The sequence below is a fragment of the Kitasatospora sp. NBC_00070 genome (assembly GCF_045041205.1).
GTDB lineage: Bacteria > Actinomycetota > Actinomycetes > Streptomycetales > Streptomycetaceae > Kitasatospora.
Genome location: NZ_CP108247.1, coordinates 6,648,630 through 6,670,634 on the forward strand (window position 1 = coordinate 6,648,630; position 22,005 = coordinate 6,670,634).

21 protein-coding genes are annotated in these 22,005 nt (G+C 74.1%); 14 read left to right on the forward strand and 7 right to left on the reverse strand.

Annotated elements, in window-relative coordinates; translation table 11 throughout:
* Positions 1-70 precede the first annotated feature (70 nt).
* Positions 71-2,134: a primosomal protein N' gene (locus tag OHV05_RS30255; protein WP_405020487.1), complete on the forward strand. Its 2,064-nt coding sequence runs from the start codon at positions 71-73 to the stop codon at positions 2,132-2,134.
* Positions 2,135-2,391: 257 nt separating this feature from the next.
* Here OHV05_RS30255 and OHV05_RS30260 read toward each other — a convergent pair whose 3' ends face one another.
* Positions 2,392-2,871, reverse strand: a complete 480-nt coding sequence (locus tag OHV05_RS30260; protein ID WP_405020488.1) for a hypothetical protein — start codon at positions 2,869-2,871, stop codon at positions 2,392-2,394.
* A gap of 203 nt (positions 2,872-3,074) precedes the next feature.
* Here OHV05_RS30260 and def point away from each other — a divergent pair, with 203 nt between their 5' ends.
* The 4 genes from def (at position 3,075) to OHV05_RS30280 (ending at position 7,195) form a co-directional block, all read left to right on the forward strand.
* Positions 3,075-3,614 carry a peptide deformylase gene (gene def / locus OHV05_RS30265; RefSeq protein WP_403031421.1) on the forward strand — a complete coding sequence of 180 codons (540 nt, stop codon included), beginning with the start codon at positions 3,075-3,077 and terminating at the stop codon, positions 3,612-3,614.
* Between the two features lie 65 nt (positions 3,615-3,679).
* Entirely contained in the window at positions 3,680-4,618 is a 939-nt protein-coding gene (gene fmt, locus OHV05_RS30270; RefSeq protein WP_405020489.1) for a methionyl-tRNA formyltransferase, read from the forward strand.
* Between the two features lie 96 nt (positions 4,619-4,714).
* Positions 4,715-6,157 carry an RsmB/NOP family class I SAM-dependent RNA methyltransferase gene (locus tag OHV05_RS30275; protein ID WP_405020490.1) on the forward strand — a complete coding sequence of 481 codons (1,443 nt, stop codon included), beginning with the start codon at positions 4,715-4,717 and terminating at the stop codon, positions 6,155-6,157.
* A 66-nt stretch (positions 6,158-6,223) separates the two neighbouring features.
* Positions 6,224-7,195 (forward strand): aldo/keto reductase, encoded by a 972-nt coding sequence (locus OHV05_RS30280; protein ID WP_405020491.1) that lies wholly within the window; start codon positions 6,224-6,226, stop codon positions 7,193-7,195.
* On the opposite strand, the gene OHV05_RS30285 is transcribed toward OHV05_RS30280, so the two are convergent.
* Entirely contained in the window at positions 7,183-7,338 is a 156-nt protein-coding gene (locus OHV05_RS30285) for a hypothetical protein (RefSeq protein WP_405020492.1), read from the reverse strand. The genes OHV05_RS30280 and OHV05_RS30285 overlap by 13 nt on opposite strands.
* A gap of 372 nt (positions 7,339-7,710) precedes the next feature.
* Between OHV05_RS30285 and OHV05_RS30290 the strand changes: the two genes are divergently transcribed.
* Positions 7,711-8,343, forward strand: a complete 633-nt coding sequence (locus tag OHV05_RS30290; RefSeq protein ID WP_405020493.1) for a C39 family peptidase — start codon at positions 7,711-7,713, stop codon at positions 8,341-8,343.
* Between the two features lie 9 nt (positions 8,344-8,352).
* Here OHV05_RS30290 and OHV05_RS30295 read toward each other — a convergent pair whose 3' ends face one another.
* On the reverse strand, positions 8,353-9,948 hold the full coding sequence (locus OHV05_RS30295) for a high frequency lysogenization protein HflD (RefSeq protein WP_405020494.1): 1,596 nt from the start codon (positions 9,946-9,948) through the stop codon (positions 8,353-8,355).
* Between the two features lie 306 nt (positions 9,949-10,254).
* Here OHV05_RS30295 and OHV05_RS30300 point away from each other — a divergent pair, with 306 nt between their 5' ends.
* The 4 genes from OHV05_RS30300 to OHV05_RS30315 all read left to right on the forward strand — a co-directional run bounded on the left by OHV05_RS30300 (position 10,255) and on the right by OHV05_RS30315 (position 14,863).
* Positions 10,255-11,676 (forward strand): DUF4331 domain-containing protein, encoded by a 1,422-nt coding sequence (locus tag OHV05_RS30300; RefSeq protein ID WP_405020495.1) that lies wholly within the window; start codon positions 10,255-10,257, stop codon positions 11,674-11,676.
* Between the two features lie 66 nt (positions 11,677-11,742).
* Positions 11,743-13,065, forward strand: coding sequence for a tetratricopeptide repeat protein (locus OHV05_RS30305; protein ID WP_405020496.1), 1,323 nt, complete (start codon positions 11,743-11,745; stop codon positions 13,063-13,065).
* 188 nt (positions 13,066-13,253) lie between these two features.
* On the forward strand, positions 13,254-14,048 hold the full coding sequence (locus OHV05_RS30310; RefSeq protein ID WP_405020497.1) for a ferritin-like domain-containing protein: 795 nt from the start codon (positions 13,254-13,256) through the stop codon (positions 14,046-14,048).
* Positions 14,045-14,863 (forward strand): ferritin-like domain-containing protein, encoded by an 819-nt coding sequence (locus OHV05_RS30315; protein ID WP_405020498.1) that lies wholly within the window; start codon positions 14,045-14,047, stop codon positions 14,861-14,863. Before OHV05_RS30310 ends, OHV05_RS30315 begins: the two co-directional genes overlap by 4 nt.
* A 7-nt stretch (positions 14,864-14,870) precedes the next feature.
* Here OHV05_RS30315 and OHV05_RS30320 read toward each other — a convergent pair whose 3' ends face one another.
* On the reverse strand, positions 14,871-15,218 hold the full coding sequence (locus tag OHV05_RS30320) for a hypothetical protein (protein WP_405020499.1): 348 nt from the start codon (positions 15,216-15,218) through the stop codon (positions 14,871-14,873).
* Between OHV05_RS30320 and OHV05_RS30325 the strand changes: the two genes are divergently transcribed.
* Positions 15,205-15,453: a cupredoxin domain-containing protein gene (locus OHV05_RS30325; protein ID WP_405020500.1), complete on the forward strand. Its 249-nt coding sequence runs from the start codon at positions 15,205-15,207 to the stop codon at positions 15,451-15,453. The genes OHV05_RS30320 and OHV05_RS30325 overlap by 14 nt on opposite strands.
* A 9-nt stretch (positions 15,454-15,462) precedes the next feature.
* On the opposite strand, the gene OHV05_RS30330 is transcribed toward OHV05_RS30325, so the two are convergent.
* Positions 15,463-15,975 (reverse strand): GNAT family N-acetyltransferase, encoded by a 513-nt coding sequence (locus OHV05_RS30330; protein ID WP_405020501.1) that lies wholly within the window; start codon positions 15,973-15,975, stop codon positions 15,463-15,465.
* Positions 15,976-16,179: 204 nt separating this feature from the next.
* On the opposite strand from OHV05_RS30330, the gene OHV05_RS30335 reads away from it, so the two are divergent.
* Positions 16,180-17,706: an ATP-dependent DNA ligase gene (locus tag OHV05_RS30335; RefSeq protein ID WP_405020502.1), complete on the forward strand. Its 1,527-nt coding sequence runs from the start codon at positions 16,180-16,182 to the stop codon at positions 17,704-17,706.
* 36 nt (positions 17,707-17,742) lie between these two features.
* Here the strand turns inward: OHV05_RS30335 and OHV05_RS30340 are convergent, their stop codons facing one another.
* Positions 17,743-18,900: an alpha/beta hydrolase gene (locus tag OHV05_RS30340; RefSeq protein WP_405020503.1), complete on the reverse strand. Its 1,158-nt coding sequence runs from the start codon at positions 18,898-18,900 to the stop codon at positions 17,743-17,745.
* A 323-nt stretch (positions 18,901-19,223) separates the two neighbouring features.
* Positions 19,224-20,078, reverse strand: coding sequence for an SCO6745 family protein (locus OHV05_RS30345; protein WP_405020504.1), 855 nt, complete (start codon positions 20,076-20,078; stop codon positions 19,224-19,226).
* 167 nt (positions 20,079-20,245) lie between these two features.
* Between OHV05_RS30345 and rpe the strand changes: the two genes are divergently transcribed.
* On the forward strand, positions 20,246-20,929 hold the full coding sequence (gene rpe / locus OHV05_RS30350; RefSeq protein WP_405020505.1) for a ribulose-phosphate 3-epimerase: 684 nt from the start codon (positions 20,246-20,248) through the stop codon (positions 20,927-20,929).
* A 105-nt stretch (positions 20,930-21,034) separates the two neighbouring features.
* Positions 21,035-21,994, forward strand: coding sequence for a pirin family protein (locus OHV05_RS30355; protein WP_405020506.1), 960 nt, complete (start codon positions 21,035-21,037; stop codon positions 21,992-21,994).
* The last annotated feature ends 11 nt before the right edge of the window (positions 21,995-22,005 follow it).

A 22,005-nucleotide genomic window follows, 5' to 3' on the forward strand; every position in this document is an offset into this window, starting at 1 on the left:
CGGTCATCCCGGACGGGGTGGCCGCCGCCTTTCGCGTCCCTGTCGGCCGGGTCTGGTAGATGTTGGAGCGATGAGCACAGACGACGCCGGTGAGCAGCTGGCCTTCATCCGGGACACGGTCCGCCGGGCCAAGCCCCGGACGTGGCGCGGTGCGCTGCTGGCCGAGGAGCTGCCGGTGGCCCGGGTGGTGGTCGACAAGGGGCTGCTCAGCCTGGACAAGTTCTTCGACTACGCGGTGCCCGCGAACCTCGCCGACGAGGCCAGGCCCGGGGTCCGGGTGCGGGTCCGGTTCGGCGCCCGGGTCGGGGCGGGCGGGCGGCGCGAGGGCGGCGAGCTGTACGACGGCTTCGTGGTCGCCCGGCTGGCCGCCTCGGACTTCCCCGGCGTGCTGGCCCCGCTGGCCCAGGTGCTGTCCCCGGAGCCGGTGCTGACGCCGGCTCTGCTGACGCTCTGCCGGACGGTCGCCGACCGGTACGCCGGGTCGCTGGCCGACGTGCTGCAGCTGGCGGTGCCGCCCCGGCACGCCAAGGCGGAGGCCGAGCCCTCGCCCGAGCCGTTGCCGGCGCCCGCCCCGCCGGCGGTCGGGAGCTGGGACCGCTACACCGACGGAGCGGAGTACTTGGCGGCGCTCGGGGACGGTCGCGCGCCCCGGGCGGTCTGGACCGCGCTCCCCGGGCCGACCTGGCCGGAGGAGATCGCCCGCGCGGTGGCCGCCACCCTGGCCGGGGGCCGGGGCGCGTTGGTGGTGCTGCCCGAGGGCCGTTCGGTGGCCCGGCTGGACGCGGCGCTGACCGAGCTGCTCGGGGAGGGGCGGCACGTGGCACTGGCGGCCGACCTCGGGCCCAAGGAGCGGTACCGCCGCTGGCTGTCGGTGAGCCGGGGCTCGGTACGGGCCGCGATCGGCACCCGGGCCGCGATGTTCGCCCCGGTCCGGGACCTGGGCCTGGTGGTGGTCTGGAACGACGGCGACGGCAGCCACAGCGACCCGCGCGCACCGCACCCGCACGTCCGGGAGGTCGCGCTGCTGCGCGCCGCCGAGGAGGGCGCGGGGGTGCTGCTCGGCGGGCTGTCGGTGACGGTCGAGGGCGCCCAGCTGCTCCGTACCGGCTGGGCCCGGCCGCTGGCCGCCCCCCGGGACACGGTCCGGGCGGTGGCGCCCAGGGTGCGTACGGTGACCGACCTGGACCAGGGGCGGGACGCCGCCGCCCAGTACGCCCGGCTGCCGCGCCCGGCCTGGGAGGCGGCGCGCGAGGCGCTCACCCGGGGCCCGGTGCTGATCCAGGTGCCCCGGCGCGGGTACGCGCCCCGGCTGGCCTGTGCCCAGTGCCGGACTCCCGCGCGCTGTCGGCACTGTGAGGGTCCGTTGGCGGCCGGTTCGGCCGGGGCGGTGCTGGAGTGTGCCTGGTGCGGCAAGCCCGAGCCCGAGTGGCACTGCCTGGAGTGCGGGTCGTTCCGACTGCGGGCCCAGGTGGTCGGCGCCAAGCGGACGGCGGAGGAGCTGGGCAAGGCGTTCCCCCGGGTGCCGGTCCGGACCTCCGGGAGGGACTCCGTGCTGTCGGTGGTCTCCGGGGAGCCCGCGCTGGTGATCTCGACGCCCGGGGCCGAGCCGGTGGCCGAGGGCGGGTACGCGGCCGCCCTGCTGCTGGACGGCTGGGCGCTGCTGGGCCGGCCCGACCTGCGGGCCGGCGAGGAGGCGCTGCGGCTCTGGATGACGGCGGCGGGCCTGGTCCGGCCCGCCGGCGAGGGCGGCACGGTGGTGGTGGTCGCCGAGCCCACCGCACGGCCCGTGCAGGCGCTGGTGCGGTGGGATCCGGCGGGGCACGCCGCGGTCGAGCTGGAGGAGCGGGCTCAGCTGCACTTCCCGCCGGTGTCGCGGATGGCCTCGGTGACGGGCGCTCCGCAGGCGGTGCAGGATCTGCTGGCGCTGATCCGGCTGCCGGAGGGGGCCGACGTGCTCGGGCCGGTGCCCGCGCCCGGCGTACGGGGCCAGGAGTGGGAGCGGGCCCTGCTGCGGGTGGCGCCCGGTCAGGGGGCGGCCCTGGCCGCAGCCCTGAAGGCGGCTCAGATCGCCCGGGTCGCGCTGCGGTCGCCCGACCAGGTCCGCATCCGCATCGACCCCCCGGACATCGGCTGAGGGGCAGGTGCCCGAGTGGCTACGGTCCAGGGGCTCGGGGAACTGCGACGCCGGCCCCGGGGCGGGTGCAAGGTGCGGGTGTGGTCAACCGCGGGCGGGGCTGAGGTGAGCTTCACGTGCGGGTTCAGGCGAAAGTGCCTGACCCTGCACGCGGCGATCACGCACCGGGGGCCGGCGTCGCAGTTCCCCGAGCCCCTGGTGGTGCACCACGCGCCAAAAGGTCGGCGTCGCCTGCGTGGCCCCGGCTGCCGGACGGGTCAGGTGCGGAGGGGGAGGCCCGGGCGTTCGGGTTGGCGGGCCGGGGGGATGGCGCGGGTGAGGGGCGGGAGTTCGTCCTCGGGTTCCCGGCGGGGCTGGGACGGGAGGGTGGTGGAGAGGAGTTCGCCGGTGGGGCGGCGCATGCCGTAGCGGCGGTGGACGGCCTGCTTGGTGACCCCGAGGGCGGAGCCGACCGAGTCCCAGGAGAAGCCGAGCGCGCGGTCGAACTCGACGGCTGCGGCGACCAGGGTCTCGACGCTCTCCCGGAGTTCCTGGGCGAGCCGCACGGTGGGGGCGGGGGCCCGGCCGTAGACCACGAAGCCGGCCGAGGTGCTGGGCCGCCGTGGACGGTAGACGTTGCCCAGTTGGGCGGTGAGGGTGCGGAGGGCGTCGACCTGCCGCCGGACCCGTTCGATGTCCCGTACCAGCAGGTGCAGGCTGGCCCGCGCCCGGGCGTCGTGGTTGATCTGCTCGGCCATGGCCTCTGGTGCCACCTTTCCCTCGTCTTTCCGGACCGGGTCGTCGTACGGCCCGGTCAATCCCACTTGACCAACGCCCGAGGGAGCGGGGGGTCACGCGCAAGGAGCAGACGGGATATGCCAGAAGCCCGGCCGAACGGGCAGGTGGGATTGCATAGACTGGGCCCCGGCCGTTGTCGATCGACCCTCAGGAGACCCTCGGTATGGCGATCCAGCCGATCCGGATGTTCGGTGACCCGGTGCTGCGGGCCACCGCCCGGCCGGTGACCACCTTCGACAAGGAGCTGCGGCGCCTGGTGAAGGACCTCACCGAGACCATGCTGGACGCGCCCGGTGCGGGTCTGGCGGCGCCTCAACTTGGCGTCTCGCTCCGGGTGTTCACGTACCACGTGGACGGGGTGGTCGGGCATCTGATCAATCCGGACCTGTCGCTCAGCGAGGAGGAGCAGGACGGCCCCGAGGGCTGCCTCTCGCTGCCAGGGCTGCGGTACGACACCAGGCGGGCGTTCGGCGTGGTGGCCAAGGGCTTCGACATGTACGGGGAGCCGGTGACCGTCGAGGGCACCCAGTTGCTGGCCCGCTGCATCCAGCACGAGACCGACCACCTGGACGGCATCATCTTCATCGACCGGCTGGACCGCGAGCAGCGCAAGGCAGCGCTGAAGGCGATCCGGGAGGCGGAGTGGGGCGAGCCTCCGGTGGTGAAGGTCTCCCCGCACTCCACCTTCGGCTCGGCCCGCTGACGCCGTCCGTCGGCACCCCTTCAGACGCTGACACCCGTTCAGATCCACCGAAAGGCCCCGCCCCCATGCGCCTCGTCTTCGCCGGCACCCCCGAGGTCGCCGTTCCCGCCCTGGACGCCCTGCTGGCCTCGGACCGGCACGAGGTGGTCGCGGTGGTCACCCGCCCCGACGCGATCTCCGGCCGGGGCCGCAAGCTGGTGGCCAGCCCGGTCGCGCAGCGGGCCGAGGCGGCCGGGATCGAGGTGCTCAAGCCGGCCAAGCCGAGCGACCCGGAGTTCCTGGCCCGGCTGACCGAACTCGCCCCGGACTGCTGCCCGGTGGTGGCGTACGGCGCGCTGATCCGCCCGGGCGCGCTGGAGATCCCCAAGCACGGCTGGGTGAACCTGCACTTCTCGCTGCTGCCCGCCTGGCGCGGTGCGGCGCCGGTGCAGCACGCGGTGCTGGCCGGGGACGAGGTGACCGGCGCGTCGACGTTCCTGATCGAGCAGGGCCTGGACTCCGGGCCGGTGTTCGGCATCCTGACCGAGGAGATCCGCCCGACCGACACCAGCGGCGAGCTGCTCGGCCGGCTGGCGCAGGCGGGTTCGCGGCTGCTGGTGGCGACCATGGACGGGATCGCGGACGGCGCGCTGCAGGCCGTCCCGCAGCCGACCGAGGGCATCACGGTGGCGCCGAAGATCAACGTCGAGGACGCCCGGATCGAGTGGGCCCACCCGGCGCTCCGGGTCGACCGGCTGGTGCGCGGCTGCGCGCCCGCGCCGGGTGCCTGGACCACCTTCCGGGGCGAGCGGCTCAAGCTCTCCGGCCCGGTCAAGCTGCTCACCGACAGTGCCGAGCTGCCGCCGGGCGAGCTGGCCGTGGTCGGCAAGAACAGCGTCCGGGTCGGCACCGGCAGCCACGAGATCGAGCTCGGCGAGGTGCAGCCGCAGGGCAAGAAGCCGATGCGGGCGGCGGACTGGGCCCGTGGCGTCCGGATCGAGCCCGGCGAGCTGCTCGGGCTCTGAGGTCTCGGTGCCGGTGAGGTTTTCGGGGTCGGGCCGGTCCGGTCCTACACTGACGGTCTGACTCCGCAGCACATTCCGAGGCACCCGAGGCACCGCATGAGCACTCCCAGCAGCACCCCCAGCGCCAAGCGCCCCGCGCGTCCGCACCGCCGCCCGAAGAAGGACCCGGCCCGGATCGTCGCGTTCCGCGCCCTGCGGGCCGTCGACGAGCGGGACGCGTACGCCAACCTGATCCTGCCCTCGCTGCTCCGCGAGGCGGAGCAGAAGGGCATGGACCGCCGGGACGCGGCGCTGGCCACCGAGCTGGTGTACGGCACGCTGCGGCTCCAGGGCAGCTACGACGCGGTCATCGAGGCCTGCATCGACCGGCCGCTGCGCGAGGTGGACCCGCCGGTGCTGGACGTGCTCGCGCTCGGCGCGCACCAGCTGCTGACCACCCGGATCCCGAGCCACGCGGCGGTCTCCGCCACGGTCGAGCTGGCCCGGGTGGTGCTCGGCGACGGGCGGGCCAAGTTCGTCAACGCGGTGCTGCGCAAGATCAGTGCGCAGGACCTGGACGCCTGGCTGGCCCAGGTCGCCCCGCCGTACGAGCAGGACGCCGAGGACCACCTCGCGGTGGTGCACTCGCACCCGCGCTGGGTGGTCTCCGCGCTCTGGGACTCGCTCGGCCGCTGGCAGCCGGACGCCTCCGGCCGGGCCGCGGTGGAGGACCTGCTGCGGGCCGACAACGAGCGCCCCGAGGTGACCCTGGTGGCCCGGCCAGGACGGTCCACGGCGGCCGAACTGCTGGACGCCAGGCCGGAGTCGGAGCCCGGCCGGTGGTCCCCGTACGCGGTCCGGCTCGCCGAGGGCGGCGAGCCCGGCGGGATCGAGGCGGTCAAGGAGAACCGGGCGGGGGTGCAGGACGAGGGCAGTCAGCTGGTCGCGCTCGCGCTGGCCGCCGCGCCGGTCGAGGGCCGGGACCGGCTCTGGCTGGACGGCTGTGCCGGGCCCGGCGGCAAGGCCGCGCTGCTCGCGGCGCTGGCCGCCGAGCGGGGCGCCGCGCTGGTCGCCTCGGAGAAGCAGCCGCACCGGGCCCGCCTGGTGGCCCGCGCGCTGGACGGCAACCCCGGCCCGTACACGGTGATCGCCGCCGATGGCACCAAGCCCGCCTGGGCCGACGGCACCTTCGACCGGACCCTGGTGGACGTGCCCTGCTCCGGTCTCGGCGCGCTGCGCCGCCGCCCGGAGGCCCGCTGGCGCCGCCGCCCCGACGACCTGGCCGGTTTCGGCCCGCTCCAGCGCGACCTGCTGCGCGGGGCGGTCCGGGCCACCCGGATCGGCGGCGTGGTCGGCTACGCGACCTGCTCGCCGCACCTGGCCGAGACCCGCGCGGTGGTGGACGACGTGCTGCGCGAGACCCCGGGCCTGGAGTGGATCGACGCCCGCCCGCTGCTGCCCGGGCTGCCCGGTCTCGGCGAGGGCCCGGACGTGCAGCTCTGGCCGCACCTGCACGGCACCGACGCGATGTACCTGGCGCTGTTCCGCCGCACGGTCTGACGAATTGACGGTCCGTCGGGAAGGAATGCTGGACAGACCGGCGGCGGCCGGGTGAGGGTGGCGGACATGGAGTTCACCCACCTCGGCCGCACCGGCCTGTCCGTGTCCCGTCTCTGCCTGGGCACGATGAACTTCGGCCCGCACACCACGGAGCCGGACGCCCACGTCATCATGGACACCGCCCACGAACTGGGCATCAACTTCTTCGACACCGCCAACGTCTACGGTTGGGGTGAGAACAAGGGCCGTACCGAGGAGATCCTCGGCAGCTTCTTCGCCCGGGGCGGTGGCCGCCGTGAGAAGACCGTGCTGGCCACCAAGCTGTACGGCGACATGGGGGAGTGGCCCAACGAGGGCAAGCTCTCCGCGCTCAACATCCGCCGGGCGGTCGACGCCAGCCTCAAGCGGCTGAACACCGACTACATCGACCTGTACCAGATGCACCACGTCGACCGTGCGACGCCGTGGGAGGAGATCTGGCAGGCGATGGAGGTGCTGGTCGCCCAGGGCAAGATCATCTACGTCGGCTCCAGCAACTTCGCCGGCTGGCACCTGGCACAGGCCCAGGAGACCGCCAAGGCGCGGAACTTCCTCGGCCTGGTCAGCGAGCAGTCGATCTACAACCTGCTGGAGCGCACCGTCGAGCTGGAGGTCGTCCCGGCCGCCCAGCACTACGGTCTCGGCCTGATCCCGTGGTCCCCGCTGCACGGCGGCATCCTCGGCGGCGTGCTGCGGAAGGAGCGCGAGGGCCTGCGCCGGCTGGAGGGCCGGGCCGCCGAGGCGGTGTCCGCCAAGCGTGAGCAGATCCAGGCGTACGAGGACCTGGCGGCCGAACTCGGCCAGGAGCCGGGCGACATCGCGCTCGCCTGGCTGCTGTCCCGTCCGGCGGTGACCGCCCCGATCGTCGGCCCGCGCACCCTGGAGCAGCTGCACGCGGCGGCCCGGGCGCTGGAGGTGACGCTGGACCAGAAGACCCTGGACCGGCTGGACGAGATCTTCCCGGGCCACAAGACGGCGCCGGAGGACTACGCCTGGTAGGCGGCTGTTCCGGTCGGCCGGGCCCCCCGCCCGGCCGACCGGACGGAGCGTCGGCTCCGTCCGGCGGTGAAGGCGGTGACCAGCTCGGCGAACGCGTCCGGTGCGGTCACGTTCACGACGTGGTCGGCCCCGGCCACCGTCACCCGGCGAGTCCGCGCAGATCCCGGCCGGCCAGGCGCGCTGCCCGGGGTCCAGCCGGGCGGTCCAGACTGCCAGGTCCGCCGCCACCGCACCGGTCAGATCCGCAGGTCGGTGGCGCCTGCGTTGAGCAGCACCAGGTCGGGCCCCGTGCCCTGCCGGGCGTACCGCAGCCGGCCGCCGGGCACCTCCGCGTACCGTACGTCCCGTTCCGTCGTTCCCCGACCCTCCGTCAGCACCGTGTCCGTGTCCCGGGCAGCGGAGCACGGCGCGGTCGGCGTTCTCCACCGAACTGGGACTGCGTCGCCCTGGGGGCGGACCGGTTCCCGGTCGTCCGGCGGGCGGCGCCGGCGCCGGGAGTGGGTGAGGATGATCGGATGAAGCCGATCACGCATCAGGTCCCGTACCACGCGCAGTGGGAGTCGCCCGAGCTGGTGCCCGGGATCCTGGCCGGGACGGCGCTGGCGGTGGACGACCCGCTCTGGGCGCGGTCCGGTGCGGCGGACCAGGAGGAGTACGAGTACTGGTCCTGGCGGCTGTGCGGGGTGGCCTGCCTGCGGATGGCGCTGGACTACTGGTGGGGCATCAGCCCGCCCGCCGTCCGGCTGGCCGAGGAGTGCCTGGCGGCGGGCGCGTACGTGCGTCACCCGGACGGCCGCCTGGACGGGCTGATCCACGCGCCGTTCGCGGCCTACGTGACGCGTCGCTGGGGGCTGTCCGCCGAGGCGGTCGCCCCGTTGCCGATCGAGCGGATCAGGGCGGAACTGGCGGACGGGCGGTTGGTGATGCTGTCGGTCCACCCGTCCATCCGCACCCTGGACCCCGATCCGCCGCGCCCGGGCGGGCACCTGGTGCTCGCCGTCGGCGCGAGCGACGGCGAGCTGCTGATCCACAACCCCTCGGGCTTCCCGGACGGTTCGCAGAGCTTCGCGCCGGTGCCGTGGTCCGCGCTGCCGCGCTACTACGCCGACCGGGGCATCGTGCTCGGCGGGCCCGGCACGCCCGGCTGAGCAGGCGGGTCAGAGTGCGGCGGGCAGGCTGCGCAGGACCAGCCCCACCCCGACCGTCAGCACCAGCAGCGCGGTGAGCAGGCCGCTCCACGGTGCCAGCCGGCGGAGCCGGGCCGTCAGGGTGCCCTCCGCCGCGCCGGCGATCCGCTCGCCGACCCGGACGAAGAGCAGGCCCGCCGCCGTCAGGGTGGCGGCCATGCCCAGGCCGTAGGCCAGCACCAGCGCGACCCCGAACATGGTCCGCCCGAGTGCGACGGCGCCCAGCAGCACCACCAGCGCGGACGGGCTCGGCACCAGGCCGCCCGCGATGCCCAGGCCGATCAGACCGGTCCGGCCGAGCGGTTCGGCGTGGTGGTGAGATCCGAACAGGCCGTGCCGGTGGTGGTGGTCGTGGTGCTCGTGGTGCTCGTGTACGGGGGCCTCCAGTACCGCCAGGGTGCCGTGCTGCGCCGCGTCCTTCGGCGGGTGCGGGTGCGGGTGCGGGTGGTCGTGGTCGTGCGGGTGGTGGTGGTCATGACGGTGCGGCACTGCGGCGGCGGGCCGGGTCCGGCGGCGGACGTCGCGCAGCAGCAGCCCCCCGACCGCCGTCACCAGCAGGCCGCTGAGCACGCCGAGCCGCCCGAGCAGCACGTCGCCCGCCAGCGTGGAGAACCCGGTCAGCAGCAGTCCGAGCCCGAGCACGCCCGCCGTGTGGGTGAAGGTGACGGTGGCTCCGACCGTGACCGCGTCCCTGACCCGGCCGCGCCGGCCGGCCAGGTAGATGCCCATCGCCGCCTTGCCGTGCCCGGGGAGCAGCGCGTGGCCCGCGCCGAGGACGGTGGCCAGCAGGACGGCGAGCAGGCCGACCGGGACGGTGAGCCGGTTCACCGTGCCCAGGTCGGCCAGTCGGCGGTCGAGTGCGGCCAGCCACCCGGCCGGGCCGCCGGTGGGGGTGGCGGCGGACAGGCCGGCCACGGCCGAGCCGCTGCCGGGGGTCGCGGTGAACCGGGCTTCGAACACCCCGCTCGGGGCGTCGAGCAACTCCTTTGGGTAGTACCTGAGTTCGTGCGAGGGAGAGATCTCGGGAACGTCCGTCGGGTCGAGCCGGACGCCGTCGCCCCGGGCGGTGATCTCGTTCCACCCCACCCGGGCCGGGTCGGCGCCGCTGCGGACCCGGAGCACCGTACCGTCGGCCGCCACGGTGAGCGGGGCGTCCAGCGTGCAGTCCAGCCGGGCGGTGGGGAGCCCGGCGGCGCCGTCGGTGTACCCGTAAGTCGCCGAGCGGACCTGCCAGTTCAGCACCTGCTCGGCGGGGCCGGCCCGGACCTGGAGCCGGGCGGCGCCGGCCGCGCACTGCTCGGCGGCCCAGCTGCCGCGTTCGGCTTCGTCCACCGTGCCGTCGGCGTTCCGGTCCACCCGGCTCCGCTCCTGGAGGGTGGGGATCTCCGCCTGGTCGGTGACCGCCAGCACCTCGATCCGGTCCTGGTGCACGGTGAAGCCGAGGTGGTGGTTGACCGAGAAGTTGCCCAACGGGTGGGCGGCGGCGGTCGGCGCCGTCCCCGCCAGCAGCCAGAGCGCGGCGCCCAGGGCGCCACCGGCGCGGGCGAGCAATCGGGAAGGGGTCACGCACGGCCTCCGAGGGTGGGGGATGAGTGGGGTGACGGGCGGCCCGGGCAGCGGACTTGACGCTCCGTCGGCACCGGTACTCTGCCGCACCGATCCGGCCGGGCCGGTGCTCGGCAGACCGTCACCAGAGCCGGACGGGTGAGCCGGGTCGGCCGTGCGGGTGACCCGGCCGAGCCACCCCGTGCCGGGTCACGAAGGAGTGGTGCGGAGCGGGCAACAGTGCCCGCAGTGGAACCTCCGCTGATCTGTCCCGCGATCGAAAGTGAGTACCACAGCACCATGAAGTCCCAGTTCAGAACAGTCCGCGTGTCCTCCACGGCCCGAACGGCGGCCGTCCTGACGGTGCTCGGGCTGGCCCTGGCCGGCACCGCCGTGACCGGTCCCGGCGCCGGGGTCGGCAGCGCGTCCAGTCACCGGGAGGCACCGCTGATCGCCGGCGACCCGCAGACCGACAACACCGACGTGTACGCGTTCACCAGCCCGGACAAGCCCGACACGGTGACGCTGATCGCCAACTGGCTGCCGTTCCAGGAGCCCAACGGCGGGCCGAACTTCTACCCGTTCGCGGACGGTGCGCACTACGACATCAACATCGACTCCCGGGGCACCGGCCGGCCGGACCTCACCTACCGCTGGACCTTCCGGACCGAGGACCAGCGGGGCACCGACACCTTCCTCTACAACACCGGCGTGGTGAACAACCTCACCGACCCGACCCTGAAGGTGCGGCAGTACTACACCCTCCAGGAGCTGCGCCCGGACTGCGACCCGGTCACCCTGATCGAGCGCGGGGTGGTCGCGCCGTCCCGGACCGGCGCCGCCTCGATGCCCGACTACGGCCGGCTCCGCGACCAGGCCACCGTCCAACTGCCGGGCGGCGGGCAGACGGTGGCCACCCAGGCGGCCGACCCGTTCTTCCTCGACCTGCGGGTCTTCGACCTGCTCTACGGGGGCGACCTCAAGGAGACCGGGCAGAACACCCTGGCGGGCTACAACGTCAACTCGGTCGCCATCCAGCTGCCCAAGAGCCGGCTCGCGCTCGGCGGCGACGCCACCCGCAACCCCGTCATCGGAGTCTGGAGCAGCACCGAGAAGCAGAGCATGAAGCTCACCCCCGGTGGCCGGCAGCCCGAGGGGCCGTTCGTGCAGGTGTCGCGGCTGGGCAACCCGCTGGTCAACGAGGCCGTGGTGCCGGCCGGGCTGAAGGACGCGTTCAACGCGCTGCCGCCGTCCGAGGACCACAACCAACCGGCCGTGGTGGCCAAGGTGCTGGACCCGGAGGTGCCGAAGCTGGTCGAGGCGATCTACGGGATCAAGGCACCGGCCGCGCCGCGCACCGACCTCCAGGAGATCTTCCTGACCGGTATCGCCAAAGCCACCGGCGGTCCCTACCAGGTGGACCTCAACTCGCAGTTGCTGAACCAGGACATCGACCCGGGTGCCTTCGTCCCGGCCGAGGAACTGCGGCTGAACATGTCCACCCCGTCCACCCCCGTGCCGAACCGGCTCGGGGTGCTCAACGGCGACTTCCAGGGCTTCCCGAACGGCCGCCGGCTGAGCGACGACGTGATCGACATCGCGCTCCAGGTGCTGGAGGGCGCCACCCCCGGCAAGCTGATCGCCCCGCTCGCCGCCGGAGACGGCGTGAACGCGGCCGACCGTCCGTTCGGGACCAGCTTCCCGTACCTCGCGGTCCCGTACGCCAAGGCCGTCAACCAGGCCAACTGACCGCTGCGGGCGGGTGGTTCACGCCATCCGCCCGCCTCCCCCGCAGGCCGCGCCCCGAGGACACCGATGCGACGACTTCCCCTGCTGCTCACCACGGTCGCGCTCTGCGGCGGCCTGGCCCTCGCCGCGCTGGGAACGGAGGACGGCGGCGCACCGTCCGCCGCGCCCAGGGGGGCCTTGCCCGCGCCGGGAGCGGCCGGTGCGGACGGTTCGCCGGAGCGGGTGATCTCCGCCACCCAGCAGCGCCTGCGTCAGTTGCCCGGCGACTCGTCGGCCTGGGCCAGGCTCGGCGGTACGTACGTGGAACAGGCCAGGCTGACCTCGGACCCGTCCTACTACCCCAAGGCCGAGGAGGCGCTGCGGCGTTCGCTGACCCTGGCGCCCGAGGCCAACGCCGACGCGCTGACGGGCCTGGGCGCGCTGGCGAACGCCCGGCACCGGTTCGCCGAGGCCAAGGAGTTCGCCGACCGGGCGATCGCGGACTCCACGTACCACTGGCAGGCGTACGCCGTGCTGGCCGACGCCCAGACCCAGTTGGGCAACGACACCGAAGCCACCGCCGCGGTGCAGGCGCTGCTCGACCGGCGGCCGGGCACGGCCGCGTTCACCCGGGCCGCCTACGACCTGGAGCAGCACGGGCAGACCGATCGGGCCGGCCAGGCGCTCCGGCAGGCGCTGGCCGGAGCGGCCAACGACGCCGACCGCGCTTTCTGCCTCCACCAACTCGCCGAACTGGAGCAGGACTCGGGCCGCCCCGAGGCCGCACAGGCCGGCTATCAGCGGGCGCTGGACGCCGACCCGCAGTACACGCCCGCGCTGGCCGGGCGGGCCAGGGCGGAGGCGGCGCTCGGCGATACCGAGGCTGCGCTCCGGGACTACGGCGCCGCCGTCGGCCGGGTGCCGCTGCCGCAGTACCTGCTGGAACTCGGGGAGCTGTACGAGTCCCTGGGCCGTACCGAGCAGGCGGGGCAGCAGTACGGACTGCTCGCCGCCGAGCACCGGTTGGCCGCCGAGAACGGGGTGGTGGACGATCTGGCACTGGGCCAGTACCAGGCCGACCACGGGGACCCGGCGGAGGCCGTCCGGTTGCTGCGGGCCGAGTGGCAGCGCCGCCGGAGCGTGCTGGTCGCCGACGCGCTCGGCTGGGCGTTGCACCGGCAGGGAGCCGACCGGGAGGCGCTCGGCCTGGCCGAGCAGGCCCGCCGCACCGGGTGGCCGAACGCCCGGTTCCGCTACCACCAGGGCGAGATCGAACGGGCGCTCGGGCAGCGGGACGCCGCGCGGACCCACCTGGCGGAGGCGCTCCGGATCGACCCGCACTTCTCGCCGCTCCACGTGCCGCAGGCGCGGGCCGCGCTCGACTCGCTGGGCACGGCGGACGGTGGTTGACGGACGGTGGCCGACGGATGGTCAGAGGGCTGACGGTGGGCCAAGTCCCAGGTCAGGGCGGTACGGAGTACGCGTATTCACTCGTGCGGGTGAACCCGGCCGAGTGCACCAATCTGTGGTGCCGGTGGGGTCGAATGCTGCTCGCGTGGGCCCCTGAATCGTGCGGGCCCCAGAACCGGAGACGGGGAATGATGGGCGCACAGCACATCGACACCCGGCTGCTCGAAGAACTCACCGAGCAGTCACAGGACTTGAACAGCGATGCGGTGAAGATCACCCGCAGCGCACTGACCGACTTCGCCGCCGACGCCGAGCCCCGGCCGGCCGGTTGGTGGCGGCGCGGTGGCGCGGTGGCCGGACTGGCCGGCGCGTTCGCGCTGCTGGGCGGCACCCGGGCGTTCGCGGCGACCGCGACGGCGGACGACATCATGGCGCTGCAGACCGCGGCCTCGCTGGAGAACCTGGCGATCAGCGTGTACCAGACGGCGGCCACCCTGCCGTTCATCAAGGACGGCAACAAGACGGTGGCGGCCTTCATCGCCAAGACCACCGAGCAGCACCAGGCCCACGCCAAGGCGTTCAACGCCGCCGCGACGCAGGCCGGTGGCAAGGCGCAGAACAGCCCGGACCCGAAGTACAAGGCGGTGGTCGACCAGACCCTGCCGACCATCAAGACCCCGGCCGACGTGGTGAAGCTCGCCATCACGCTGGAGGACGTCGCCGCCCAGACGTACACCAAGAACGTCGGCCAGGTCAGCAACGGCGACCTGCGCAAGCTGTTCGCCTCGGTCGCCCCGGTGGAGGCCCAGCACCGGGCCACCCTGCTCGCGGTGCAGGCCCTGCTGGCGGGCAACGCCGCCGACCTGATCACCATCCCGGTCGACCCGGCCAAGCTGCCCGCCGCGGCCGGCAGCGTCGGCTTCCCGGACGCGTTCTACCCGACCAAGGACGCCTCGCCGATCAGTGAAGGGGCCGTGAAGTGACCGCGACCAAGGGAGGCTGGGACCTCCCCATCAGTGAGCGCGAACTGACCTCCCTGACCCGGGAGATGGAGCAGGCGCACCGCGAGACCCTGCCGCTGCTGGAGAGCAGTGCGGTCGACCTCGCGGCCGAGATCCGCGGCCGCCGGGCGGCCGGGCCCGAGGCGGTGAACCCGGACCGGCGCCGGTTCCTGTTCGGCACCGGCGGGGTGGCGGCGGCCCTGGTGCTGGCGGCCTGCTCCAGCGGGACGTCCGACTCGAAGAGCAGCTCCTCGCCCTCCGCGGGCGGCTCCTCCGCCGCGGCGAGCGGGCAGTACACCGGCGACCTGAAGGTGGTCGCGCTGGCCACCGCGCTGGAGAACCAGGCGGTCGGGGCCTACCAGGCCGCCCTGGACGCGGCCGGGGCGGGCAAGCTCGGCACCGTCCCGCCGGCGGTGGGGAACTTCATCACCACCGCGATGGCCCAGCACGCCGACCACGCGAAGGCCTGGAACGCGGTGCTCACCGGTGCGGGCAAGGCCGCCATCACCACCGTCCCGCTCTCCAACCAGGCCGAGGTGACGGCCGCGCTGGGCAAGGCGACCGACGTCGGGGCGGTGGCCAAGCTGGCGCTCCAGCTGGAGGACCAGGCGGCCCAGACCTACCTGTTCGCCACCTACAACGTGACCAGCCCGGCGGGGATCGCCACCGCGGCCACCATCGCGCCGGTCGAGGCGATGCACGCGGCGATCCTCAACTACGTGCTCGGCCAGTACCCCGTCCCGAACGACTTCCTCCCGGTCGACAAGGCCGCCAGCCCCAGTCTGCTGACGGTCTGACCTTCTCTCAGGTGTGTGCCCGGAGCGGCTCCCCACGGCGGCTCCGGGCACACACCTGCCACCTCTGGAAAGGAACCCTCATGCACACTCCCCGGCTCCGTCCCGTCCTCGGCGTGCTCCTGCTCGCCCTGACGGCTGCCGCCTGTTCCAGCGGTGCGGGGGGTGGGTCGGCCTCCGGTACGCCGACGCCGGCGGTGAGTTCGGCCGCCGCGAGTCCCAGCGCCGCGAGTCCCAGCGCCGCGAGCCCGTCCAGCGCTGCGGGGTCGTCCGGCGCGAGCGCGTCGGCGTCCACGTCCACGTCTGCGGCGAGTCCGTCCGCGAGCGGTTCGGCGCAGGCCGCGGTGCAGGTCACCATCAAGGAGTTCACCTTCGGCCCGGACAACTTCACGGTCAGCCCGGGGGCGAAGGTCACGGTCGTGAACCAGGACTCCACCGCGCACACGCTGACCGCCACCGGCCAGGGCGGCTTCGACAGCGGGACGATCGGCGCAGGCAAGACCGTGACCTTCACCGCCCCGACCAAGCCCGGGAGTTACCCCTTCATCTGCAGCCTGCACCAGTTCATGAAGGGCACCCTCACGGTCGCCTGAGCCGGCTGGTCAGCTGCCGAACGGGGCGGCGTAGCGCAGGGTGCCGCTGGGCAGCGGGCTGTTCGAGTCGAGGTCGAGGGCCATCAGGGCCTCGTCCGGGACGTCGGCGGTGGTTTTGATGCCGTGCCGGGAGGCACGGCTGAAGCCGAAGCGCGGGTAGTAGGACGGGTGGCCCAGCACCGTGACGGTGTGCTCGCCCCGGACCCGGGCGGCGGCCAGCGCGGCCCGGACCACGGCGGCGCCCACGCCGGTCCGCTGGTGCCCGGGCAGCACCGCGACCGGGGCCAGGCAGAGTGCCGGGGTGTCGTCGATGTGACACCGGGTCAGCAGGGCGTGGCCCACCACGGTGCCGTCCGGCGTCTCGGCGACCACCGAGAGGCCGGGGACCCAGCTGCCGTCGGCCCGCAGCGCCTCGACCAGGTCGGCCTCCGCCGCGGTCTCGAAGGCGGCCAGCACGACCGCGCGGATCGCCGGGTGGTCGGTGGCGGTCTCGGGACGGGTGGCCCAGCGGTGGACGGGCAACGGAGGCACCTCACGGTCGGGGTCCGGGTGTTCGGAGTGTTCAGGCACGAACGATCCCGACGCTAACACGGTGTCCCCGGGCCGGACCGGCGGCGGGAGCCGACCGGGCGGCCGAGCCCGGACCGGGCCCGCGCGCCGAGGCCGGGCCGGCCCCGGGCCGCCGCATGATGGGAGGGCCCCGTACGCCGTGGAAGGAGCCCGCCCGTGCTGCTCGAACGTCTGGCCCTGACCTCCCGCGCGGTGGCGGCCGAGCCGGCCAGGAACGCCAAGACCGCGCTGATCGCGGAGTGCCTCGCCGAGCTCGGCCCGGCCGAGATCCCGGCGGCGGTGGCGCTGCTGTCGGGCGAGGGACGGCGGGCCGGGGTCGGCTGGGCGGGAGTCCGGGAGCTGCCGGAGCCGGCCGGGACCGCGACCCTGGGGGTGGCGGAGACCGAGGACCTGCTGACCCGGCTGGGCGAGGTGCACGGCAAGGGGGCGCAGGCGGAGCGGAAACGGCTGCTCGGCGAGCTGTTCGGACGGGCCACGGCGGTCGAGCAGGAGTTCCTCCGGGCGGTGCTGGTGGGCGAGTTGCGGCAAGGTGCGCTGGACGCGCTGATGGGCGACGCGGTGGCGAAGGCGGCGGGCGTCCCCGCGACGGTGGTCCGGCGGGCGCTGATGCTGCGTGGCTCGGCCCGGGTGGTGGCGGAGGCGGCGCTGACCGGCGGGGCACCGGCGCTGCGCGCGTTCGGGCTGCGACTCGGCCGCCCTGTACGCCCGATGCTGGCCGCCTCGGCGCCGGAGCTGGCGGCCGCGCTGGAGAAGGTGAGCCCGGCCGCGCTGGAGTGGAAGCTCGACGGCATCCGGGTGCAGGTGCACCGGGACGGCGAGCAGGTCTCGGTCTTCACCCGCAGCCTGGACGAGATCACCGCCCGGGTCCCCGAGGTGGTCGCGGCGGCCCGGGCGCTGCCGGTCGAGCGGGCGGTGCTGGACGGTGAGGCGATCGCGCTGGGACCGGACGCCCGGCCACGCCCGTTCCAGGTCACGGCCGCGCGGACCGCCTCCCGGCAGGACCCGGAACGGCTGCGGGCCGAGACCCCGCTGAGCGTGTTCTTCTTCGACCTGCTGCACCGGGACGGCACCGACCTGATCGACCGTCCGGCCGCCGAGCGCTGGACCGCGCTGGCGGAGGTCGCACCGGAGCCGCTCCGGGTGCCCCGGCTGACCACGGATCAGCTGCCGGAGGCGGAGCGGTTCTTCGCGGACGCGCTCGCCCACGGCCACGAGGGCGTGGTGGTCAAGGACCCGGCCGCGCCGTACGCGGCCGGCCGCCGGGGCGCGGGCTGGATCAAGGTCAAACCCCGGCACACCCTCGACCTGGTGGTCACCGCCGCCGAGTGGGGCAGCGGCCGCCGCCGGGGTTACCTGAGCAACCTGCACCTGGCCGCCCGGAACCAGGGCGAGCCCGGCCTCGACCCCTGGGTGATGCTGGGCAAGACCTTCAAGGGCCTGACCGACCAGCTGCTCGGCTGGCAGACCGAACAGCTGCTGGCCCGGGAGACCCACCGGGACGCGTACACCGTGTACGTGCGGCCGGAGTTGGTGGTGGAGATCGCCTTCGACGGCCTCCAGCGCAGCCCGCGCTACCCGGCCGGGCTGGCGCTGCGGTTCGCCCGGGTGCTGCGCTACCGCGAGGACAAGCCGGCCGGGGAGGCGGACACGGTGGCCACCGTCCGGGCGCTGGCGGACCGGTAGCGGTCGGGGGTCGGTGGCCGGGGGGCCGGGGGGGGGTCAGCGGGGCGGGACGATGCCCGTCAGCCACTTGAAGGACGGGCCGACCAGCGGCTTCCAGGTCGAGGTCAGGTGCGCTCCGGTGGTCTCGACCGGGGTGACCGTGGTCGGGCTCTTCGCCGCCCGCTGGAGGGCGGTCGCGTCCTCCAGACCGTCGCCCTTCTTGCCGGACACCCAGAGCGCGACGTTCGGCGGGGTGGCGGCGTGGGTGAGCAGGTACAGCGGGTTGGCGGTCTCGCGCAGCTTGGGGTCCTTGGCGGTCAGTGAGGTGGACTCGCCGATCGGGTCGTTGTACCCGGACATGCTGATCGCGGCCCGGTAGCGGTCGGGGTGGGCGAGGGCGAGGCGGCTCGCGCAGTGCGCGCCCGCCGAGTAGCCGGCCAGCGCCCAGCGGTCCGCGGTCCGGTCGGCCCGGAAGTTGTCCAGGACCATCTGCGGCACGTCACGCGAGAGCCAGGTCTCGGCGTTCACCTTGCCCGGGATGTCGGCGCAGCCGGTGTCGGTGCCGCCGAGCAGGTTGACCCGGGGCGAGACCAGGATGAAGGGCGTGACCTGGCCGGACTTCATCAGCGGTTCGAGCTGGGCGACCACCTCCATGGTGCCGAACCAGGTGCTGGACGCGCCCGGGTAGCCCGCGAGCAGCTCGACCACCGGGAAGGTGCGGTCCTTGTGCGCGGGGTCGTCGTACTGCGGCGGCGTCCAGACCAGCACCTCGCCGTCGACGCCGGAGAGCCTGCCCTTGAGGTCGGTCTGCTGCACGCTCCGGGGCACCGCGTCCGAGTCCGGGGCGTGGAAGGACTGGATCACCTTGGCCGGCGGGGAGGCGGAGGCGGCGGCCTGGTCGCCGCCGAGGCCGCCGTCCTTGGGCGGCACGGGGACGGCCCGGACGTGGTTCGAGGTGCCCAGCAGGTCGCCCCAGCTGTCGTAGATCAGGTTCTCGTTGTTGACCACCACGAAGACCATGGCCACGGCGGTGGCCTGGCAGAGCAGGACGGTGCCGAGGTAGGACAGCGCCCGGAGCGGGCCGCGGCGCCGTTCGGCGGTTCTGATCCGGCCGAAGACGACTCCTCTGCCGCCCCACTGCGCCATCGCCAGCGCGAGGGAGGCCACGAACAGGACGATCGTGAGGACGAGGACGGGCGTGTCGGTCAGGTTCATCGCGTTCTGGTACCCAGCTCCTGTGCCATCCGGGGCGGTGCGCCCGGTGACATGAGTGACTGCCGTGAACGTCTGTTCGGTTGCCCGTTCCTGAGAGAAACCTGGGAGTCCGTTTGGGCGGGTGCGCCTCGGGGTGCGGTCAGGGTCCGTTCGGGGTGCGCCCCCGATGACGGCTGGTCAGGCGCACGCCAGGGTGGAGCCATGATCTTCTACAGGCGGGTCCTGGTCACCCTGGCATGCGTGACGATCGGGCTGGTGACCCTGGTCGGCGGCGGCTTCGTCCGACGGTGGCGCCCCCGGGGACACCACCGTCGGACGGTGGGTCAGCTGCTGACCGGCAGGCCGATCGGGTTGAGCTGGGGGAGTTCGGCCCGGCAGGCGGTGGCGATCGGGGTCAGGGCGGCGGCCAGCTCGTCCAGCTCGGCGCGCCGGAAGCCGGACCAGACCCGGGCGGCGGCCAGGTCGGTGACGGCCTCCAGCGCCTGGTGGCGGTGCCGGCCGTCGGTGGAGATGGTGCCGTCCTGGTTCAGCCAGCCCCGGGTGGTGAGGCGGGCGGCGGCGGCCTCCCACTCCTCGTCGGTCCAGCCCCGGAACGGCTGGAGCTGCTCGCGCCGGGTGTCCAGCGCGCAGCGCAGCACCAGCGCCTCGCAGCCGGTCAGGCCCTCCGCGACCAGTGCCGCGACGTGGCCGTCGCCCCGGTGTTCGCGCAGCACGGTGGTGGCGTGCCAGAGGCGGGCGAGCGCGCCCTCGGGGCGGGGGAGCGCGAGGTTGGCGGCGGCCAGTACCCGCCCACAACAGTCCAGCCCGTCCACCGCCCGCTCCAGCAGCGTCACCGAACGGTCGATCAGATCGGGCTTGACGGTCTCCAGTACGCGTTCCAGGGTGGCCACCGCCCCGGTCAGCCGAGCCTCCAGCGCGGCCTCCGGGGTGGCCCGGGACCAGACGTCCGGCAGTGCCCGCTCGACCATCTGCGGCGCGAAGTTGAAGAAGGCGGCGATCACCGGGGCGGCCTCCACCGGACCGAGCGGGGCCGACCGGCCGGCGAAGTACCCGCGCCAGCTCCCGCGCAGCCCGGCCGCCTCGTACGCGGCGCGGCCCTCGGGGGAGAAGTAGGTGAGCGCGTGCACCGGCTCGAAGAGCCACCACAACGCGCGGGCGGGATGCACCATCTCGGCCATCTGGAACCTTTCCGGTCACGGGCAACGGCGCTGGTGACCCTAGCGCGCAACGGCTGTGACGCGGGTCACGCGGTGGTCTCACCATCCACTTCCCGCCACCGGCAGGGGAGATGATGTACCCGGACGGCAGCTCCGGCCGCCCGCACCGAGTGTGAAGGTTCCCTCAAATGGCGCAGATCAACCCCAGCATCCTGTCGGCCGACTTCGCCCGCCTGGCCGAGGAGGCGGAGGCCGTCCGAGGCGCGGACTGGCTGCACGTGGACGTGATGGACAACCACTTCGTCCCCAACCTCACGCTCGGCATCCCGGTGGTCGAGTCGCTCGCCCGCGCCACCGACACGCCGCTGGACTGCCACCTGATGATCGAACAGCCGGACCGCTGGGCCCCGCAGTACGTCGAGGCGGGCGCCGGTTCGGTGACCTTCCACGCCGAGGCCGCCGCCGCGCCGGTGCGGCTCGCCCGGGAGATCCGGGCCAAGGGCGCGCGGGCCTCGATGGCCCTGCGTCCGGCCACCCCGATCGAGCAGTACGAGGACCTGCTGCCCGAGCTCGACATGATCCTGATCATGACGGTCGAGCCCGGCTTCGGCGGCCAGGCGTTCCTGGACATCATGCTGCCCAAGATCCGCCGCACCCGGGAGCTGATCTCCAAGCACGGCCTCGACCTCTGGCTCCAGGTGGACGGCGGCGTCTCGGCGGCCACCATCGAGCGCTGCGCCGAGGCGGGTGCGGACGTCTTCGTGGCGGGTTCGGCGGTGTACGGCGCGGCCGACCCGGCCGAGGCGGTCCGCTCGCTGCGGGCCCGGGCGGAGGCCGTCACCGCCACCGCGCCGTGGGCCTGCGCGCACTGACCGTCCGGTGGGGCGGGGCTCAGGCTCCGCCCTGCTTTGCCCCGGGCCCGAACTGACGCATGATCGGATCGTCAACGGTGTCGTCCGGACGGAGCGCGTCAGCCCATGAGCAACCTCGACCTCGAGCCCACCCCGACCAGTTGCGGCGGGGAGGCCGACACCGGCCCGGTCAAGGAGCTGCTGACCGGCCGTCAGGTCCGGCTCGGCGAATCCAACGAGGTCCGCCGGCTGCTGCCGAACCTGGGCCGCCGGATGGTCGGCGCCTGGTGCTTCGTCGACCACTACGGGCCCGACGACATCGCCGACGAGCCCGGCATGCAGGTGCCGCCGCACCCGCACATGGGCCTGCAGACGGTCAGTTGGCTGCACGAGGGCTCGGTGCTGCACCGCGACAGCCTCGGCAGCCTGCAGACCGTCCGTCCGCGCGAACTCGGCCTGATGACCTCAGGCCGGGCCATCTCGCACTCCGAGGAGTCCCCGCGCGAGCACGCCCGCCTGCTGCACGGCGCCCAGCTCTGGGTCGCCCTCCCCGACAGCCACCGGCACACCGCCCCGGCCTTCGAGCACCACGCCGACCTCCCGACGGTGGACGCGACCGGCCTGCACGCCACCGTCATCCTCGGTGCCCTGGACGGCGCCACCTCCCCGGGCACCACGTACACCCCGCTGGTCGGCGCCGACCTGACGCTCCGTGAGGGGGCTCACCACCGGCTCCCGGTGGAGCCCGGCTTCGAGTACGCGGTGCTGTCGATGACCGGCTCCGTGGACGTGGACGGCGTCCGGGTCGAGCCGGGGTCGCTGCTCTACCTGGGCTGCGGGCGCCGGGAACTCCCGCTGCTGGCCCGGACGGACAGCTCGGTGCTGCTGCTCGGCGGCCTGCCGTTCGAGGAGCACCTGGTGATGTGGTGGAACTTCATCGGCCGATCGGACGAGGATGTCAGGCAGGCGCGGGAGGAGTGGATGTCCGGCACCCGCTTCGGCGAGGTGCACGGCTACGACGGTCATCGGCTGCCCGCTCCTGAGCTTCCCCCACTGCCCCTGAAGCCACGGGGGCGAGTGCGCTGATCAGCGGCTGT

Coding starts and splice junctions, on each gene's coding strand:
- OHV05_RS30255 (WP_405020487.1), top strand. CDS start 71: ATGAGCACAGACGACGCCGGTGAGCAGCTGGCCTTCATCCGGGACACG.
- OHV05_RS30260 (WP_405020488.1), bottom strand. CDS start 2,871: ATGGCCGAGCAGATCAACCACGACGCCCGGGCGCGGGCCAGCCTGCAC.
- rpe (WP_405020505.1), top strand. CDS start 20,246: ATGGCGCAGATCAACCCCAGCATCCTGTCGGCCGACTTCGCCCGCCTG.
- OHV05_RS30280 (WP_405020491.1), top strand. CDS start 6,224: ATGGAGTTCACCCACCTCGGCCGCACCGGCCTGTCCGTGTCCCGTCTC.
- fmt (WP_405020489.1), top strand. CDS start 3,680: ATGCGCCTCGTCTTCGCCGGCACCCCCGAGGTCGCCGTTCCCGCCCTG.
- OHV05_RS30320 (WP_405020499.1), bottom strand. CDS start 15,218: ATGGTGACCTGCACCGCGGCCTGCGCCGAACCGCTCGCGGACGGACTC.
- OHV05_RS30305 (WP_405020496.1), top strand. CDS start 11,743: ATGCGACGACTTCCCCTGCTGCTCACCACGGTCGCGCTCTGCGGCGGC.
- OHV05_RS30345 (WP_405020504.1), bottom strand. CDS start 20,078: ATGGCCGAGATGGTGCATCCCGCCCGCGCGTTGTGGTGGCTCTTCGAG.
- OHV05_RS30355 (WP_405020506.1), top strand. CDS start 21,035: ATGAGCAACCTCGACCTCGAGCCCACCCCGACCAGTTGCGGCGGGGAG.
- def (WP_403031421.1), top strand. CDS start 3,075: ATGGCGATCCAGCCGATCCGGATGTTCGGTGACCCGGTGCTGCGGGCC.
- OHV05_RS30340 (WP_405020503.1), bottom strand. CDS start 18,900: ATGAACCTGACCGACACGCCCGTCCTCGTCCTCACGATCGTCCTGTTC.
- OHV05_RS30275 (WP_405020490.1), top strand. CDS start 4,715: ATGAGCACTCCCAGCAGCACCCCCAGCGCCAAGCGCCCCGCGCGTCCG.
- OHV05_RS30310 (WP_405020497.1), top strand. CDS start 13,254: ATGATGGGCGCACAGCACATCGACACCCGGCTGCTCGAAGAACTCACC.
- OHV05_RS30290 (WP_405020493.1), top strand. CDS start 7,711: ATGAAGCCGATCACGCATCAGGTCCCGTACCACGCGCAGTGGGAGTCG.